Source organism: Candidatus Tisiphia endosymbiont of Ceraclea dissimilis (assembly GCF_964030735.1).
Lineage (GTDB): Bacteria > Pseudomonadota > Alphaproteobacteria > Rickettsiales > Rickettsiaceae > Tisiphia.
Genome location: NZ_OZ034917.1, coordinates 1262534 through 1282241, shown reverse-complemented (window position 1 = coordinate 1282241; position 19708 = coordinate 1262534). Strand labels below are relative to the sequence as shown.

The following is a 19708-nucleotide window of genomic DNA, read 5'->3' as shown; positions in this document are numbered from 1 at the left end:
AAAGTAGCTCCTCGCAATGACGCTTAGCAGTCAGCTTTTTTATTCATCATAAGGAAATAAATAAAAAATTGTAGGGTACTATGCTCTATAACACTCATTGATGACTTCTTTTTGCCAATTATAATATTTATTAATATCTAATTTTTTTTCGTATTCCTTACCTATGTTATATGGCGGTGATGTTATTATTAAATTTATACTGTTATCTGAAATCTGTTTTAATAATTTCATACAATCACCTTCAAATAGAATTGCTTGATTATTTAAATCAAAACTATTTTTTAAGATATTATGTTCTTGTTTTTGACAAGGCAATTTATTCACAAATTCACTAAAACTATAATTCTTTTCCTGTATTTCAGGTATTTTAATTGCTTCTTGTGTCATATTTTAGAAAATTAAAGTTTTATTAATATTCATCCTTATAGACTCCCCACAATATTTTTTTAGGTAGCCACCCAGTATAATTTTTACAACGCACTTGGCAATGATCTTTTTTGCATTTATTAAGTAAGCAACGGACTTGATTACTTACTTTTACAATAATTTTATTTTGATCATCAGGCACTTTAGTAAGTGCTACCAACTCTGGGCTTACCACAATCACCGATCTTTTACCGGATAATACGCTGGAATGCACCCAGCCACCTTCTCCTTTTATGTCCTGAATTTGCCTCCATTGTTCATATTCTGCAATAATTTCTACAGGTTCCCCTTTTTTAATAAATACCCATTCTATAGGGGCTCTTATCGTAGGACCAACTCTAGCATTTACCTCATTAGCCTTTATCGAGGCAAATCTAGGTATAGGTAACCTTTGATCATCGGCATTTGTTAGCAAAGGTATAGTGGCTAAAATAAGCCCAATCCAAATATATAGCCCCATATATAGTTTTTGTTGTAATAGTAGCAATAATTTGATCGCCATGAGTAACACACCTAGTATTTCTCTGAATCACTTTCTTCTAATTCATGCAATGCATCATCTCGCTTAGCTGTTACATAATTACCTGACCTAAATTGCCCTTTGATACGATTTATTTCATATTCACTCAAACCAATAAATTTTAGAATAGTTCCACCAAGCTGTAACCCAGTCTCATAATTTTCTGGGATGATTGTGGTTGCTCCAGCATCATAAAATTCTCTAGCATTTTGTAAATTTTTTAATCTTACAATAACCTCAAGATCTGGAAAATTACTTGAGATTGTTCGAAGAGATTTTTTGATAGTAACCTTATTATTCATTGTAAGCGCTAGAGCTAAAATCCTTTCTGCTCCGACGGCTTTTAACGTATCAATTTGTGATACATCTCCCCTAAAAACTGGAAATCCATTAGCTGTTTCTTCTTTGACAATTTCGTCATTAACATCTAATGCTATATAATTGATTCCTTCAGCTTCTAGCACTGATGCTACCATCTTACCAACGCTACCAAAACCAGCAATTATTATATGATTTGTTAAATCTCTTGCCCCAAGTTCTATAATTTGTATTGGAGTTTTCCCAAGCTGCTTATCAAGTTTTTCAGCAAGTTTTCTACCTAAAATTGCTAGTAATGGAGTCAATGCCATGGTACATGTCACCACTAATAAAAGCACATTGGCAGTACTCTCTTCAATAACCCCAGTTTCTTTACCAAGGTCAAATAAGATAAAAGCAAACTCTCCGCCTTGTGACAATAATAAACCGGCGTGCAATGCCACTCCCCGATTAAAACCAAATAAGATACAAAAGGCGGTAATAATTAATGTTTTTACCATGATCAAGGCAACAGTGCAAGTTAGGATAGTTGATATTTGAGCATATATTTCTTGTGCGTCGATATTCATACCAACGCTCATAAAGAATAGTCCTAACAATAAGCTTTTGAAAGGATATATACTTTCTTCCGCTTGCAATCGAAAATCTGTTTCTGCAACCAAAACCCCCGCAACAAAAGCTCCTAAAGCAAGTGATAGACCAAAATATTCTGTTGCCCAAGCAGCTGACAAAACTACCAATAAAGTCATGGAAATTGGCAGCTCGTTTATATCACCATTTTCTGATGAAATGAACCCAAACAAAGGTCTTAGCAATACCCTACCTGCAACAAATATAGCAAATAGAGCTATAATAGCCTTAAGCAAAGCTATCCCTAGAGCTGATACTAAAGAAACTTTACTATCGCTAGCAAATAGCGGTACAATAACTAGCAGTGGTACAACTGCTAGATCTTGTAATAACAAAATAGCTAGGGATATACGCCCGAGTTGAGTCGCTTGGCTACGGCTTTCTTCAATAACTTGCATAACAAGTGCCGTCGAGGATAAAGCAAGACCACCCCCAATAATAATTGCAGCACCACTATTACCGCTAATTAGAGCAACAGCAGCAGCAATTATTATAGCAGTTGTTAATACTTGCAGTGAGCCAAGACCGAATACATACCTCCTCATTACCTTTAATCTTTCAAAAGATAATTCCAAACCTATAGCAAAAAGCAAAAAAACTACTCCTAATTCTCCTAATAATTTTGTCTGATCATAGGTTACAATCCTAAATCCATTATCACCAATTACCGCTCCGGCAATTAAATATCCCAAAACAGGACTGAGATTAAGACGTTTCAGTATTGCTACAACAAATACACCAGTTCCTAATAAAATTATAATATTGATAAGAATATGTTCTTCCATTTACACCTTTTCTTTAGAAGTTATTTATATATAGTCAATTGATGAGAAGTTGGTGACATCATCATTCAATGCTTGCCTATTACTTATAGACACTGCCCCATCGTTCCTAGCCCAAATTCTCCTGGATTGACTATACATTATTTTTTAACTACACTAAGTAGTTTTCAGTAAAAAATCTAATATTTTTAATTTATTTTTTTCCCCACATCTCTTCTAACTTAAAATGCTCTCTAGTTTCTGGGTAAAAAATATTCACTAATATATCTCCAACGTCTATTAACACCCATTCAGATTTTCCAAGCCCTTCTATATTAGTACTGATATTAGCTTGATTCTTTAGCTCTAAAGCTAAATATTCAGCAATTGCTCCGACATTTTTAGTTGAACGTCCGCTTGCAAGAATAATATATTCAGCTAAGGTAGTTTTTTGCTTTATATCTATTACAACTATATCTTCTGCTTTTTTTTCTTCTAAACATTTAACGACAAACTCTTTTAATAGTTCAATATTTTTTATCATAATTATCCTTTTGTTTTTTTCGAATCTAAGATGATGGCTTTTTTGTAAAGAATTAATTATTGCAGGCTATAAATTTTTGCTATATTCTGCATAAAAAGTTTAAAAAAATGGCAATATCTATTACAGAACTTGAAAAGATTATACGTTATAGTTTTCCAAATGCCAAAATAAAAATCATTGATCTAGCTGGGGATCAGGATCATTATTCCTTAGAAATACAAGATGATGCTTTTTGGGGAATCAGTCTCATTAATCAGCACAAGATGGTAAAAAAAGCTTTAGCAGAAATATTGGATAATAATAAATTACATGCTATCACTATCAAAACTATCAATTCTCCATTAAATAATTAGTTATCGTAAGTAGCCTCCTAGTATTTAAAAATTTAAAATTCGGTAGCACTTCCCAAGCTTTTATAATATAATGCAGCTAATGATAAATGTATATAGCAATAAATTAAGCATTCGTAGCTCAGCTGGATAGAGCGTTGCCCTCCGAAGGCAGAGGTCGTTGGTTCAAATCCAATCGAGTGCACCACATTCCCGCTTCGGTGCGGAATCTAACCCACAACTGTTGAAAGTTAGAAGAGGAAGCGGTTTTAGACCGGATAGTTTAAAAGTCGTATGTGGTCAACGTCATTGCGAGAAAGACCGTAGGTCGACGAAGCAATCCATAAAAGTAACCAAAGATGGATTGCCACGACCACTACGTGGTCTCGCAATGACAGAAAACCTATCTAAAACCCGCTTTACCTTCTAACTTTCAACAGTTGTGGAATCTAAACCCCTGCTTATGCAGGGTGACAACCATTGTCTTATATTTTATTCAAATCTGTAAAAAACTTGATTATCGAGTATAAAGTAATAGGTAAGCGACGAGTAACGACGTTACCAACTTCTCATCAATTGACTATAGCAGGAAGGGAATATGTTGAGGGAAGCTAAGATTAACAAATAAAATCTATACTTTATTCCTAAATAGGGTTACTATTTAGGTTCTTATTCCTAAATAGTAACCCTATGTATACAAGATATTTAAAATTGAACTTAAGTAACAGGCAAACAGCTTTTTTATGGGGAGCTAGGAAGGTAGGGAAATCAACTTATTTAAAAAGTCTGTATCCTAATTCGATATATTATGACCTATTAAAAACTGATCTATACATTAAGTATCTAAAACAACCTTCAAAATTTAGAGAAGAAATATTAGCATTAGATTTAGCTAAACTCACCTTTCCTATAATAGTAGATGAAGTACAAAAAGTTCCAGCATTACTTGATGAGATACATTGGCTTATAGAGAATAGTGATAGTTATTTCATTTTATGCGGTTCAAGTAGTAGAAAATTAAGAGCCTATGGTACAAATTTATTAGGTGGTAGAGCGATAAAATATAATTTCTATCCATTGATATATCCTGAAATACAGTCAGAATTTAATCTTCTAAAAATATTTAACAATGGCTTAGTTCCATCACATTTCATTAGTAATAATCCTCGTAAGTTACTAAAAGCTTATGTTGAGGATTATTTAACTAATGAGATTCGAGCTGAGGGATTAGTAAGAAATATAACTGCTTTTAGTAGATTTATAGATAGCACAGCCTTCTCTAGCGGTGAACTATTAAACTATTCTAACATAGCTCGGGATTGTTCTATTGATGCCAAAACAGTTAAAGAATATTACCAAATACTAGTTGATACTTTAGTAGGATATTTAGTTTATCCATATCAAAAGAAAATTAGTAGAGAAATTATATCATCTCACCCCAAATTTTATTTTTTTGATGTAGGAGTTGCAAATAGCATTAGTCAAAATCGTTTTGATAATATCAAAGGTTCAGAAGCAGGAAGAGCTTTAGAGCACTACGTATTTACTGAGTTACAAGCATATGTAAACCTAAATGATTTAGATCATCGTATAAATTATTGGCGTACTAAAACCGGTTTAGAAGTTGATTTTATAATTAGCACTATTACCAGCCAACCATTACCAATTGAAGTAAAAATATCTTCAAATGTCCACAAAACCGAATTAAAAGGTATAAAATCTTTTATGGAAGAACATCAAATAGATAAAGGTTATTTAGTTTGTTTAGAAGATACTTCTAGGAAGATAATTTGGGGTAATCAACAAATTAACATATTGCCAATAGAAGAATTTTTAACAAAATTATGGAATCATACGATTTTTAAGTCGTATTGGGGAAATATCCACTGAGGAAACAGTATAGTCAATTGAATTTATTTAATTAGTAATCATAACTTATCTGATAATCCGCCATTTAGGGTTTTCAGTAGTTCATTGATCTTAGCGACAGATAGTTTGGTTATTTTCGCTACTTCCTCAATAGAACTGCCATTTTCTATCATCATTTTTATTAATTCAGCTTTACCTTCTACTCTACCTTCTTCTTTGCCTTCCCTTCGTGCTTTCTTGAGAGTGTTAGCTTCAATACATAGCCATTTCAGGTGTTCTTCATATGAATCACGTTCTTCTTTAGTGAAATTCATCACATCCAGAACTGTCAGGGCTTTTTTTAGGCTAGCATCATTTAACTCTTTAGGTAAATTATCTTTGTTCAGCAAATCATGTCTAGTTAAAAAAGTACTCCATCTATCAAGAGAGGTTTTTACCTTCTTTACTATGTCCGTCAGCTGTTCCTTCGGATTATTAGTAAACTTATTTAGCTCAATAGTATGCAATTCTAAATCTTTAAAATATAACAAACCACTATCTTTTTCTACTATATGAAACACATTATGATATTTATTTTCATGTAAAATAGAGGTAAAGTTTAATATGTGAATACCAATGGCTTTCGATAAAGTAGCATAATCCTCTGCATTCTTTAATTGCTCAGTATATAACTTTGCCCAATAATATAGAGCTCTTTTGTCATAATCATCCGCATCAGTAATTTGCATTTCGATATTAAATCTTTTGCCATCTTTTCCTTGAGCTTTAATATCTAAAATTGACAATTTATCGCTCTTGAAATTTTTTGGATTATATGGATTGAGAAGTTGTACTTCTGTTACTTGGTCTTCTCTAGATACAATCGAATTGATCAGCGAAATAAGCAAATCCTTATTCTCTTCAACTCCGAAGATTTTTTTAAAGGCAATATCAACCCTAGGACTAATATTTGACATAAATCTAACTCTATATTTATTTTTTACAAATGGTTATATCTATAAATATAGCAGATTTTTATGCTCCACTAATAGCTGTTTTCATTATTTTTGCGATATTTTTTTATTCCCTGATTTGTAGATTGCCATTACCCATAGAGGTATTAATCTTACAGGTGAAAGTTCTGTTATGGAAGGAGTAGCTGGAACACAAAGGTAATTTTTAATAATGCCCCCTTAAATCTTGTTAATTTATAATGATGCCTTAGGTTTTTAGTATATCATTATCTTGGTTCAACATCACAATTGGAGTTTTGTTGAGAAGATTGATCATTACAAGAAGTATTAGGATTAATTCTGCCTACAATTTCATCTAATGACACTTGAAAATAATCTGCTAGGGCTACGGTAACTGCACTACCTAAAGTTTTTTGTTTACCATTATCTTTCATAAATTGAGGTAGAGTTTCTTCACTAGACCCAATATTCTTAGATAAGACGTATAGGTTAAGTTTTTGCTGCTCCAATTTTTTTTTGACAAATTCCCTTAAGTTGGTACTAACATCCTTAGGAGATACGTTGAGAAATTCTTGTGTTTCTTGATGAGATAATGCATAATCATCCCTTCCTACAATTTCATCCATAGAGCATTTAAAATAATTTGCAATTTTTAATATATTTATTAACTCTGGATTATCTCTTACAGCATTAATAATCTTAGATATAGTAGAATACGGAATGTCAGTTTTATATGCTAAATCTTTTCTTTTTAACTTCGTTTCTTCTAATTTTTTCTTTAAAAATCCTTGTATTTGGTGAACAAGAGCCATGTATTCTCATAATAAATTATTTTAACAAAATACCCAAAAAACAGGTAGTTTTTTCTTGACACCTCAAAAAAACTATATTAAACTACAAAAATAGAATGAAATTATAAAAAGAAATCAGTACTTACTGACTAATTTTTTAAAACCAAAAAGACATTTTGGTAAATCTCATACTAAAAAAGCCAGGGTAACACTTAAGTATCGAGCTTATTAATCAGGCTAGAGCTTGAATGTCACATTTGGAGTTATAAACTAGTAAGTACTTAGAAATTTTCCGAACTCGAAAGTACTTACTAGAGAAATTAATTCAACAGTATTGCTATTAAATTGCAACCTTTATTGAGGTGTTAACTATCAGCATATACCAATTTTTTCAACTAGTCAAACCCCATTATTTCTTTGCAGGTTTAATTAGTTATCGCAGTCAACCTCTTAGTTTCTTTTTGCCCATAAATCCATATCATATTGTTTACAATACTCAAACATAGATACAGTATTAGGATGATTTATGCCAAACTCCTTGACTTGCGGTTTACCAAAAAATTTATAACTAAATAAGTTTTTTGCTTTACATGCAGCTTTTGCTCCTTGACTATATAAATAACTAACATATGCCATATTTTTACGATTATCTCTATATAAGTAATAATATATGGTATAAGCTTTATTATAGGATTCTATTGCTGATTTTATATTATCTTGGGTAAATAGAATATCACCTTGCACTACATACATAGCAGCTAAATCTGGATCTTCCAAATAATCTGCATTTTTGGGGTTTCTACGCTCATCGACTAAAAATATGGAGATAGCCTTGTTAACATGTTCTGAGGCTTGATTTAGCATGCCTAATCCTAATTCACTTCTTGCCATTACACTATAAATACAACCAAGTGCTTCAGTATCTTTGCAATGTTTACATAAATTATACAATTTCTTAGCTTGCTCATATGCTTCTTGGTATTTTCCAAGATAATTTAATATTTCTATTTTAAGTGTATAAAGAGGTATAAAAAATAGATCATCAGGACTTAGACCATTTTTAATAAAATTTTCTATAGTTTTACTATTTTGTTCTAATGACTCAGTATACTTTCCTTGTATAAATAATAACTGTGCTTTAAGTATATGTATATAGCTTAGTTCACTTTGATCCATTAAACCTTCACTAGACATTTTTTCCATAATTTGAATGTTTTTTTCGGCGTCTTGAACCTGCCCTAAAATAATATTACATATTGCTAAATTATAGAATAAAGTCCATTTGTAAGATTCATAACCTTCAACATTCTCAAATATTTCTTGGCCTCTTATAAAACATTCTCTTGCTGCCCTATAATTAGAATAACTTATATGATAAAGACCTATTGTCTGCATATACCTTATATATGCATATTTTTCATCATTATTCATTAACCATAATTTAAATTTTCCTTCCTGATCGGCTTTATTAAACCAAATAGCCTTCTTTGCTACAATAGAATAATTAAGAGAATTATGATGTTGAACCATTATTTGCAAATTAAGAGCCATAATTTTATATATATTTATATTATACTTTTCTGAATTTCTTAAAATTATTTCAAAATTTTCTTGTATAGTTTTAGCATTTCTAAAAATACGAGCTTTTACTGCATTCTTTGGTATATAATTCATTAATTTGGTAATAATATCCTCTAAATAAGATTTATTATTCCTGCTACCATTAATCTCTGCTATTTTTTGGACTATAATATCATGCGTTTCAAAGATCGGATTAGCTTCCTGTGGGTCAATATTAGATATTAAGGCAAATTTAGACAATTCATAAATATCATTATTCAATGTACGTTGATCATCAGTAATAAAACTTAGTAATTCTTTTGAAAAACCTTGATTATTTATTAAGGCGATTTTATTTAGTAAATTTCTAGCACTTGGTTTTAATTGATTGATAGTTAATATAATGTTCGATTTAATTCTATCTGTTGATTGTTGAATTTTTTTCTTATATTCGGCTTTATCTAAACCTTTTACATTATTTAATAATTGTATCCCTTGTACTGTCATGATAGGATAACCAGCAAATTCTTCGCTCAAGAATTCTACTACCTTTGGATCATTATTTTCTAAAATATTGTTAGCAAGAATACTGACGTCGTTTTTTGCAAGGGCAGTCATTTTGACTATATTCGGTAATATTTCACTATCTTGGGAACAAAATATAACATGCCCATTATTTTCCCAATCAACAAATTCCTGAACTTTCTTATTTTCACTTACCTTCAGATTATCAAATATTATTAACCATTTATCTTGACTCGATAAATAGTTCATTATTTCTTTTCGTACTAATACAATATCTTCTGGTATTAGAGTAGATTTAGTAGAGTTATTAACTGTACTATTAATAGCTTTGGCTAGCTTTAGTAGTTCTTGATTAATATCTAAATTACAGTCAATAAACCAAATAAGCTGATAGTTATTTTGATTTTCATAACAATACATTCTAGCAAGTTGGGTTTTTCCCATGCCGCTGGTGCCTATAATACTTGCTTGTCGATATTTAGTTAAGTTGTTTGTAAGCAAAGCTAGTTGTTTGACATGATCGACAAAATAAGTAACTGGTGCAACAAAATTAGATAGCTGGTTAGCTATTTGATTCTGGGCAAATGAATTAAGAGGCATTATTAATAATATTAATATTATTAAATATCTATAGTCAATTGATAAGAAATTGGGGACGTTGTCGATCAATGCTCGCCTATTAATTATAGGCGTCGCTCCATCTCTCCTAGCCCCAAATTCTCCTGAATTGACTATATATATAAAATCTAGTTTCCTTTTGCCCATAAATCCATATCATATTGTTTACAATACTCAAACATAGATACAGTATTAGGATGATTTATGCCAAACTCCTTGACTTGCGGTTTACCAAAAAATTTATAACTAAATAAATTTTTTGCTTTACATGCAGCTTTAGCTCCTTGGCTATATAAATAACTAACCTGAGCTACATTTTTACGATTATCCCTATATAAGTAATAATATATGGTATAAGCTTTATTATAGGACTCTATTGCTTCTTTTATTTTATCTTGAGCAAATAAAATATCACCTTGTATTACATAACTAGCAGCTAAATTTGGATCTTCTGAATAATCTGCATCTTTGGGATTCCTACGTTCATCAGCTAAAAATATGGGGATAGATTGGTTAACATGCTCTAAGGCTTGGTCTAGTTTACCCAGCCCTAATTCACTTTTTGCCATTTGACTATAAATACGACCTAATATTTCATGAACATCTTTCTCGGTGGATTGACACAAATCATATAGTTGTTTAACTTGAGTATATGCTTCTTGGTATTCTTTAAGATGATTTAATATCTCTACTTTTCGTACATAAAGCTCTATAAGAAATAGGTCTTCAAGACTTAATCCACTTTTAGTGTCTAGTTCTATAGTTTTATTATTTTGCTCTAATGCTTCATTATACTTCCCTTGTAGCAATAATAACTCTGTTTTAACGCTATGTATATAAGATATATCATATTTATCCATTAAACCTTGATTAAGCATTTGTTCTATAATTTGAATGTTTTTTTCTGCTTCTTCAACCTGTCCTAATGGGATATTATACATTGCTAAAGAATAATATAAACTCCATAAAGATTCATAACCTTTTTATAGTGTCTAATATTTCTTTTGCTCTTGTACAATAATTTATTGCTACCCTATAATTAGACCAATTAACAGCATATTGCCATGCTATTACTTGTAAACACAATGCATATGCATATTTTTCATCATCATTCATCGACCATAAATTAAATTTACCAGCCCCATTTTGATCATTCTCATTGAACCAATTCATTACTTTTTCTACATTAAGGTAATCGACAGAATTCACATATTGCATCATTAGCTGTGCATTCAATTGCAGAAGTTTATATATACTTGAATTATATTTTACCGCATTCCTAGTAAGAATTTCAAAATTTTCAAGTATAGTTCTCGCTTTTCTAAAAAGCTGAGCTTTTACCGAGTTCCTTTTTGGCACAGATCCGACTAATTTAGTAACGATATCCTCTAAATAAATTTTATTATTCTGATTACCATTAATTTCAGTTATTTTTTGAGCAACAACATCGTGCATTTCAAAGATCGGGTTAGTTTCCTGTGGATCAATATTAGATATTAAGGCAATTGATAAATATCATCATTTATGGTACTCTTATCATCCGTAATAAAACTTAATAAGTCTTTTGAAAAACTTTGATTATTTATTAAAGCTATTTTATTTAATAATTTTCTAGCATTTGGTTTTAATTCATTGATAGTTAATAGAATGTTCAATTTAATTCTATCTGTTGATAGTTGAATTTTTTTCTTATATTCGGCTTTATCTAAACCTTTTACATTATTTAATAATTGTACCCCTTGTACTATCATGATAGGATAACCAGCAAATTCTTTGCTCAAAAATTCTGCTGATTGGGGATCGTTATGTTCTAAAATATTGTTAACCAGAATACTAACGTCACTTTTTGTAAAGGCAGTCATTTGGACTATATTCGGTAATATTTCACTATCTTGGGAACAAAATATAACATGTCCATTATTTTCCCACTCAACAAACTCTTGAACTTTCTTATTTTGACCTACCTTTAGATTATCAAATATCAATAACCATTTATCTTGATTTGATAAATAATTCATTAGTTCTTTCCGGACTAATATTACATCTTCTGATATTAGATTAGATTTAGTAGAGTTATTAGCCGTACTATTAATAGCTTTTGCTAGCTTTAGTAGTTCTTGATTAATATCTAAATTACAGTCAATAAACCAAATAAGTTTATAGTTATTTTGATTTTCATAACAATACATTCTAGCAAGTTGGGTTTTTCCCATGCCGCTGGTGCCTATAATACTTGCTTGTCGATATTTAATTAAATTATTCTTAAGTAGATTTAATTGTTTGACATGATTAACAAAGTAAGTAACTGGTGCAACAAAATTAGATAGCTGGTTAGCTATTTGATTCTGGGCAAATGAATTAAGAGGCATTATTAATAATATTAATAGTATCAAATATTTATTCATTATATTTTGCTAATAAAAGGTTTCAGGAAAATTTAATTAATATTAACATATTCATTACCTAGATTACAATCAAAATTATTACTATTAAAAATAGAAAAGCCTCCGCATAGTTTATAACTTACCTTACGCATAAACCCCATAACAATTTAAAAATTCCAAAAAAGTACAAGACGTCGTTGCGAGACCACGTAGTGGTCGTGGCAATCCACATTCATTAGATTGCTTGGTCGCCACTAAAAGTTGCTTCTCGCAATGACGCCAAGCTATTTTCTATATGACTTTTAAATGCCGTGCGTCAGGTGGTTTATAATATAGCTTTTTGTACAATATCATTGAGTCTTTTTGCAAATTCACCAGTATCATTGACTGGCTCACCTTCTAGAATACATGCTTGATCATACATTAATTTCACCAACTCCTCGTTAGCATAGTCTCTACTATTTGAGATTATACCAGCGTTAATTTTCTCAATAATTTTATGCTTAGGATTTAACTCAAGTATTTTAGCCGATGATGCCATTAACTGTTTTTGCTCAATTAAAAATCTTTCCATACGAATATCCATAGCTCCATCACCAACTACCAGACAAGCAGGGCTTAGAGTAAGTTTTTTAGAAATCCTTACATCTTTTACTAAATTACCTAATATTTCTTTAAAATATTCTGTTAATTTAGCGTACTCGTCCTTGTCTTCTTTTGTCTCTTCAGTTTTTTGCTCAGATTTTTCTAAATCAATATCACTCCTAGTAACGGATTTAATTGCATAACCCTTATAGCTACTATTAACATTAACCCAAAAATCATCAACTGTATCAGTAAACAGAAGTACATCTATATTTTTACTTAAGAATCCTTCTATTTGAGGGCTAGAAAGTAATTTTGCTGAATCATCGCCGCTAAGATAATATATAGTATTCTGTCCTTCTTTAAAGTTACTAATATAATCGTCAAGGCTAATCATTTTACTTAAAAGACTACTTTTAAATATACAGGTCTCAAGCAATTTATCATGATCACTAGTTGCCTCACACAATCCTTCTTTTAAAGCAGCACCAAAATTGCTCCAAAAATTGCTATATTCCTCTATAGACTCATCTTTTTTCTTTTTGAGTTCACCTAAAACTCTTTTGGTTATTGCTGACTTAATCTTCTCTAAAGTACTATTATGCTGCAAAGATTCACGACTAATATTAAGAGGTAAATCCTCTGAATCTACTACCCCTCTTAGGAATCTTAGGTAAGAAGGTATTAAATCTACATTCTCATCAGAAATAAAAACTCTCTTGATGTATAATTTCACTCTCCTCTTACGATCAGGGTGAAATAAATCGAAAGTCTTAGTTGATGGAATAAATAACAAATTAGTAAATTCAACCGTACCTTCATTTTTATTATGAATAGTTAACCAAGGATCATCCATCGAATAAGACAAAGCTTTATAAAATTCTTTATATTGCTCAAAAGTCAAATCAGATTTAGGTCTTGTCCATAATGCTGAAGCTGAGTTAAGTTGTATTTCATTATTAGTTGATTCATCAATAAAATATATAGGTATGGCTATATGATCAGAATAGCTTTTAACTATATGCTTCAATCTAAAGTGATCAATGTAACTATCTTCTTCTGGCTTAACGTGAATAACCACCTCAGTTCCCCTGGTAAAATCATGGTCAAAATCATCAACCATATATTCTCCAAGACCATCTGACTGCCAAACATAAGATTTCTCTTCTCCTGCTTTTCTTGAGGTAACAGTAATATTATCAGCAACCATAAAAGCTGAATAAAACCCAACGCCAAATTGCCCTATCAACATACTGTCTTTTTTAGCATCTCCAGACATGTTGTTTAAGAAATTTCCTGTACCAGATTTTGCAATAGTTCCTAGATTATCGATCAAATCTTCTCGGTTCATACCAATACCATTATCTCTAATAATAATCTGCTTTTTATCTTTATCAATTCTCACAGTAATTTTAAAGGTAGGATCATCTGCAATAAGTTTTGCGTCACTTTGTGCTAAATACCTTAATTTATCACAAGCATCAGAAGCATTCGATATTAACTCACGCATAAAAATCTCTTTATTAGTATAAAGAGAATGGATCATTAAGTTCAAAATCTTACCAACTTCAGCGTCAAACTTCTTTTTTTCTTGGGTCATAGTCAAGTCCTATAATACTATTTAATGTTATTAATATAGTGTTTTAAATGCAAATTTAAATAGTCTAATTCAATATTTTTTATTGCTAATAATTTTAAGCTATTAGTCCAACCTAATATTATCTCAAAATTATTTTTATTAATTTTCCATTTTTTAGATAGAAAATTGATAATAGAATGGTTAGCCTTACCATCCTCTGGAACTGATTTTATAAATAATTTTAGATAATGTTTATCATTAATTATCATAAACTCACCTATCTTATCTGCCTTTGCATTAGCTTTAACCTTAAGAGCAAGAACGGCTACCTTATTATCTGGGTTATAGTTAAAAAATTGGGTCATGTTTACTCTAATGATTTGAGTATATACTAATTATAATGTACACTAAGTGTTTTATAAAAAATATTTTTATTCAGGTATTTTTTACATACTTCGTTGGAAGAGATTTTAGAGGTAATCATGGCAGTTTAAAAGTTGTATGTGGTCAACGTCTATTTGCGAGGAAGACCGTAAGTCAACGAAGCAATATATGACTTCATGGATTGCCACGCTCACATACGTTCGCTCGCAATGACGAGTTATAGGCTTATATGTCATTGCGAGGAGCTACTTTAGTAGCGACGAAGCAATCCAAAAATACTGAAATAGATTGCCCATAGCCATAGCACCCAATCCTCCTAAATTGACTATAGTTTACAACAACAAATGTCAACAGGTGTTTCTTATGGAGAACAGCTTGTTTACGATATTGAAAGATTAAAAAGGCATTTCCCTGCTGTTCCTGTTTATGTAATCCTGGTTGATATAGGGGAAAATATATAATCACCACTATTAAATTTTATCATTCTGATATTCTAGAGCCACTTCCTTACCGCAAAAAGCCATAGCGATTTTGATGATTTTCTGAACATGAGAGTATTCTTTTATTTTAGCCTCATATCGTTTTTTTGCTATTTGCTCTAGCCCTTCTCTGGCAACAGATTCTAAAATATCAGGAGATTTACATATTTTATATTCAATAATAATAGCATTGTCACTTTTACCTATCTTGGGTAGTAGCACAATATCCGCCCTACCGCTACCGGTTTCTCTTTCACTGTCTATTATGTAGTCAGAAGCTAAGGTATTAATCAAACCTAGCATAAAACCACTATAAAATAGCTCAGCTTTTTTCTCGCCTGTTTGATAAAAACTAGTAGCATTTAACAATAATTCTTGCAATCTTTCTTTAAACTGTTCTATTTTACCTGCCGGCAACAAAGTAGCAAAAGAATAATATCGAAAATGATCAATTTGTAACTGATCAGTTACCCATTGGAGCATTCTGGCATTATATATATATCGTACCTCTTTATTTGGTACCGACAATTCGTAAATATCTTCTTCTGGTTTTTTAGCAACAGGGTTTAAATAACCGCTAAATAACAACAAGCTAAATAATCCTACTGGTTTGTTGATATCAGCAAAACTAATTTGTTTGACAATCGGTGAGATAATAGCCTTTCCGGCAGCTAAGCTCTGTAAATCTTCCTGCATCTCATCTGATAACAATGCTTTATCAACAAGCCCAGTGCCACCGCTATCAAGCCAATAATGATCAAGTTTGCCTTTATGAGCCAAACATTGCATAATTGACCATGGATTATAGATGATCTCCCCACCAAAACTATAGCCATTATACCAAGCTTTAATTTTTTCAGGATTAGTTGCTGTTGGTACTTTTGCTAACAATTCATCAACTTCTGCTTGAGTAAAACCATAGAACTTAGAAAATTCTTCATCAAGCAAGCTATACTCACTAACATTATTCAAATCCGAAAATAAATTAGCTTTAGCAACCCGTAATATACCAGTAATTACCCCTTTTTCTAAATAAGGATTAGTTTTTAAACTACTGCCAAACATCCCGCGAAACATTTCAAGTACCTGTTCAAACTCTTCTGGCTTGTTACCAAATTTAATGTACGAACTATTGATCGGTGTGTCATATTCATCGATCAATATATAAACTTTTTGACCAAAATGTTTGTACAATACTTCACTCAAAACCCGTAAACTATCTTTTAAGTCTTCCTTATCAAGCTTTCCTGTAAAATATCGATTTAACTTTTCCTTTTGTGCCTCATCTAGTAAATTTTCATCTGTTGTTATATAACGCTTTAAGTATCGATGGTTTGTAAACAGATTAGTTACTTGATTTTTTATTCCATTCTCAATTTCCTGGTAGTTACTGCCTTTAACATCTTTAAGATTTATAGAGATGACTGGAAATTGACCTTGTTGAATCATGGCAAATTCATTACCGTTAATCTTTAAAGGTTCTAAAGTCCTTTTTCCTTTAATGCCTAAATCTACTGTACCACCTGTAAATAGCTTGTTATTTACTCTATCCTCTTCAAGTAAAGGCATACCTCTCTCATCCACCTCTATCTCAAAAAATTTCTGGAGCATGTTCATATTCAAGCTCTTACCCCACCGCCTTGGTCTGGTGATTAGGATTACTTCTCCACTATCTTCCAATAATTCTTTGATCATTAGGCTTTTATCAACAAATACATCACTATTTAGCAATAACGTCTCAAAATTATCGGTACCTATCCTCATTCTCAGTGGTTTATTGTTATTTTTAACAATATTAGTTTCTTTGGTTGATATATTATCAAAAAATTCTACTGTCATATTAGAAATATATTATAAACTTTATTAAGTAAATAATAGCACAAGCAAGCTATCCTAGCGAATAGAATATTGGAGATAAATTTTTTACATCATACGTATAATTTAACCTAATTAATTATTATTAATAGTTAAATTCAAAATAAAAAATAATACCAATGCTCAAAGATCATTGGATACTTGCTGTCCATGTAATTTTTTTTCTAAATTACTAAATTTTGAATATCGATTGTTATAGTGAAGCTGAACATTGCCAACAGGACCATTACGATGTTTTGCTATTAGAATATCCGCAACATTATATACCTGATTTAACTTACTTAACCACTCTGCGTGTTTTGCATCACCCGCCGAAGGTTCTTTACGGGTCAAATAATATTCTTCTCGATAGATAAACATTACTATATCAGAATCTTGTTCAATAGATCCAGATTCCCGCAAGTCAGACAACATCGGCTTTTTATCTTCTCTAAGTTCAACAGCTCTAGATAATTGTGATAAAGCAATTACTGGAATGTTTAATTCTTTGGCTATCGCTTTTAATCCTTGAGTAATTTCCGAAATTTCATTTACTCTATTATCTGACTTGTTTATTCCTCTAATTAATTGCAAATAATCGATAAATAATATACCAAGATTATGCTTACGCTTCATTTTTCTAGCCCTAGTACGAATGGCCGCAATGGATAAAGCTGGTGTATCATCAATAAAAAATGGTAATTCAGAAAGAGTGATAACTTCCTTGCGTAATCGATTATAATTCTCTTCCGTCACATGACCTGATTGAAGAGCCGATGAGTCAATTTCAGTATGCATCGAAAGAAGACGAGTAGTAAGCTGCTCAGATGACATTTCAAGAGAGAAAAACCCTACTGATTGCCCTTCTTTTTCTTGTCCGTTATTTTTCAGATGTATAGCCTTACAAGTATTTATCGCAAGATTCATAGCAAAAGCTGTTTTCCCCATTGATGGACGTCCAGCAATGATAACTAAGTCTGAGTTCTGAAAACCTGATAATTTATGATCCAAATCAATTAAGCCGGTAGAAATACCTATTACATGATTAGAATTCTTCATGGCTCTGTTAATACTAGCTAGAGACTCTGAGAGAGATAGCCCAATTTTAACAAAGCTCTTATCATTCACTCCTTCACTAGCAAGGTTATAAAGCTTACCTTCTGCATGTTCTATTTGCTGACTTGAATCATATTCTAAAGAAGCATCATAAGCATTATTAACTACCTCTTCCCCTATCTGAATTAAATTACGCCTTATTGCCAAATCATAGATTATTTTTCCGTAATCTAGTGGATTAATTACCATCATTGACAGAGTGACTAATTTATTTAAATAGTCACTACCACCTAATTGCTGAAATAATTCATCTTTTTCTAACATGCTTCTAAGCGTTACTGGAGTAGCGATTAAGCCTTTTTCTGTAATAACTTCAATAGAATTATAGATTTTTTGATGTAGTGGCTCAAAAAAATGATTTGGTCTTAGGAATTCTGAAACAATATTGTAGTAATCATGGTTAACTAAAATTGCTCCTATTAACATTTGCTCAGCTTGAACGTTTTCCGGTAAAGTTCGAGCAACAGGCATGACTATACCTGACTCATTCGAGCCGTTTAACTTATCTGCTTTATCAATCGCTTTACTACGAGCCATAAATTTAATGGTTTAAAAACTTTTCTGCTTCTAAAGCTGCCATACATCCAGTACCAGCAGCAGTAACTGCTTGTCTAAAAATTTTATCTTGTACATCTCCAGCGGCAAAAACACCTCTAATACTGGTTTCCGTTGAATTTGGTTTAGTAATAATATAATTATCACTATCTATATCTAGTTGTCCTTTGAACAAACTAGTATTTGGCATATGCCCAATCGCTATGAATATACCAGTACAGTCAATTGAGCTAACCTCACCTGTTTGGGTATTTTCTAGCCTAGCTGAGGTAACTGATTTAGGATTATCAGTACCGATAACTTCAACCAGTCTATGATTCCAAACGACAGATATTTTAGGATTTTTAAATAATCTGTCTTGTAAAATTTTCTCGGCTCTAAAACTATCCCCGCGATGCACAATAGTCACCTGACATGCATGATTGGTTAAATATAATGCCTCTTCAACAGCACTATTACCTCCACCAATAACTAATACGTGCTGATTTTTGAAAAAGAAACCATCGCAAGTGGCACAAGCTGAGACCCCATATCCTTTGAATTGTCCTTCGGAAGGAATATTAAGCCATTTTGCTTCCGCCCCGGTACATATTATAAGACTATCCGCCCAGTAAATTATACCAGATCCAGTGGTCACCACTAAGGGTTTTTTTGATAAATCTACCTTTTCTACATAATCGTAGATAATTTCTGCCCCAACATTTTTTGCCTGCTGAGTCATTTGCTCCATTAACCAAGGACCTTGCACCGGATCAGCAAAACCTGGATAATTTTCAACATCTGTCGTAATGGTTAGCTGCCCACCTGGCTGCATACCATGTAATAATATCGGATTTAGTGCTGCCCTAGCTGTATAGATTGCCGCACTTAAGCCAGCAGGACCTGAACCTATAATAAGTACTTTAGTAGAAATAGTCATAATTAATAT

At 31.6% G+C, this 19708-nt stretch carries 17 protein-coding genes and 1 tRNA gene; 3 read left to right on the top strand and 15 right to left on the bottom strand.

What is annotated here, in order from left to right; genetic code table 11:
- Window positions 1-78: 78 nt before the first annotated feature.
- The 4 genes from ACQH1V_RS06090 to rsfS form a co-directional block, all read right to left on the bottom strand.
- On the bottom strand, window positions 79-387 hold the full coding sequence (locus ACQH1V_RS06090) for a DNA methyltransferase (protein ID WP_425360184.1): 309 nt from the start codon (window positions 385-387) through the stop codon (window positions 79-81).
- 22 nt (window positions 388-409) lie between these two features.
- Window positions 410-886 (bottom strand): SH3 domain-containing protein, encoded by a 477-nt coding sequence (locus tag ACQH1V_RS06085; protein WP_425360893.1) that lies wholly within the window; start codon window positions 884-886, stop codon window positions 410-412.
- Window positions 887-939: 53 nt separating this feature from the next.
- Entirely contained in the window at window positions 940-2679 is a 1740-nt protein-coding gene (locus ACQH1V_RS06080; protein ID WP_425360183.1) for a cation:proton antiporter, read from the bottom strand.
- Window positions 2680-2869: 190 nt separating this feature from the next.
- A complete protein-coding gene (gene rsfS / locus ACQH1V_RS06075; RefSeq protein ID WP_094648763.1) occupies window positions 2870-3199 on the bottom strand; it encodes a ribosome silencing factor in 330 nt (109 codons plus the stop codon).
- A 107-nt stretch (window positions 3200-3306) separates the two neighbouring features.
- Between rsfS and ACQH1V_RS06070 the strand changes: the two genes are divergently transcribed.
- The 3 genes from ACQH1V_RS06070 (at window position 3307) to ACQH1V_RS06060 (ending at window position 5418) form a co-directional block, all read left to right on the top strand.
- Window positions 3307-3552 (top strand): BolA/IbaG family iron-sulfur metabolism protein, encoded by a 246-nt coding sequence (locus ACQH1V_RS06070; RefSeq protein WP_094648774.1) that lies wholly within the window; start codon window positions 3307-3309, stop codon window positions 3550-3552.
- A gap of 107 nt (window positions 3553-3659) precedes the next feature.
- Window positions 3660-3736, top strand: a tRNA-Arg gene (locus ACQH1V_RS06065).
- Between the two features lie 482 nt (window positions 3737-4218).
- Window positions 4219-5418: an ATP-binding protein gene (locus ACQH1V_RS06060; RefSeq protein ID WP_094648764.1), complete on the top strand. Its 1200-nt coding sequence runs from the start codon at window positions 4219-4221 to the stop codon at window positions 5416-5418.
- Between the two features lie 38 nt (window positions 5419-5456).
- On the opposite strand, the gene ACQH1V_RS06055 is transcribed toward ACQH1V_RS06060, so the two are convergent.
- The 11 genes from ACQH1V_RS06055 to trxB form a co-directional block, all read right to left on the bottom strand.
- Window positions 5457-6353 (bottom strand): Rpn family recombination-promoting nuclease/putative transposase, encoded by an 897-nt coding sequence (locus tag ACQH1V_RS06055; protein ID WP_425360182.1) that lies wholly within the window; start codon window positions 6351-6353, stop codon window positions 5457-5459.
- 263 nt (window positions 6354-6616) lie between these two features.
- Entirely contained in the window at window positions 6617-7162 is a 546-nt protein-coding gene (locus ACQH1V_RS06050; RefSeq protein ID WP_425360181.1) for a helix-turn-helix domain-containing protein, read from the bottom strand.
- A gap of 429 nt (window positions 7163-7591) precedes the next feature.
- Window positions 7592-9991: a tetratricopeptide repeat protein gene (locus tag ACQH1V_RS06045; protein ID WP_425360180.1), complete on the bottom strand. Its 2400-nt coding sequence runs from the start codon at window positions 9989-9991 to the stop codon at window positions 7592-7594.
- Complete coding sequence (locus tag ACQH1V_RS06040; RefSeq protein ID WP_425360179.1) at window positions 9973-10785, bottom strand: tetratricopeptide repeat protein; 813 nt, start codon at window positions 10783-10785, stop codon at window positions 9973-9975. Before ACQH1V_RS06040 ends, ACQH1V_RS06045 begins: the two co-directional genes overlap by 19 nt.
- A gap of 31 nt (window positions 10786-10816) precedes the next feature.
- On the bottom strand, window positions 10817-11299 hold the full coding sequence (locus ACQH1V_RS06035; protein ID WP_425360178.1) for a hypothetical protein: 483 nt from the start codon (window positions 11297-11299) through the stop codon (window positions 10817-10819).
- 41 nt (window positions 11300-11340) lie between these two features.
- Window positions 11341-12249 (bottom strand): hypothetical protein, encoded by a 909-nt coding sequence (locus ACQH1V_RS06030; RefSeq protein WP_425360177.1) that lies wholly within the window; start codon window positions 12247-12249, stop codon window positions 11341-11343.
- A 304-nt stretch (window positions 12250-12553) separates the two neighbouring features.
- Window positions 12554-14413 carry a molecular chaperone HtpG gene (gene htpG / locus ACQH1V_RS06025; RefSeq protein WP_375333716.1) on the bottom strand — a complete coding sequence of 620 codons (1860 nt, stop codon included), beginning with the start codon at window positions 14411-14413 and terminating at the stop codon, window positions 12554-12556.
- Window positions 14414-14430: 17 nt separating this feature from the next.
- Window positions 14431-14757, bottom strand: a complete 327-nt coding sequence (locus ACQH1V_RS06020; protein WP_375333717.1) for an A1G_07140 family DUF167 domain protein — start codon at window positions 14755-14757, stop codon at window positions 14431-14433.
- A 489-nt stretch (window positions 14758-15246) separates the two neighbouring features.
- Window positions 15247-17094, bottom strand: a complete 1848-nt coding sequence (locus tag ACQH1V_RS06015) for an AAA family ATPase (protein ID WP_425360176.1) — start codon at window positions 17092-17094, stop codon at window positions 15247-15249.
- Window positions 17095-17253: 159 nt separating this feature from the next.
- Complete coding sequence (locus ACQH1V_RS06010) at window positions 17254-18762, bottom strand: replicative DNA helicase (RefSeq protein WP_425360175.1); 1509 nt, start codon at window positions 18760-18762, stop codon at window positions 17254-17256.
- 4 nt (window positions 18763-18766) lie between these two features.
- A complete protein-coding gene (gene trxB, locus ACQH1V_RS06005; protein ID WP_425360174.1) occupies window positions 18767-19699 on the bottom strand; it encodes a thioredoxin-disulfide reductase in 933 nt (310 codons plus the stop codon).
- Between the last annotated feature and the right edge of the window lie 9 nt (window positions 19700-19708).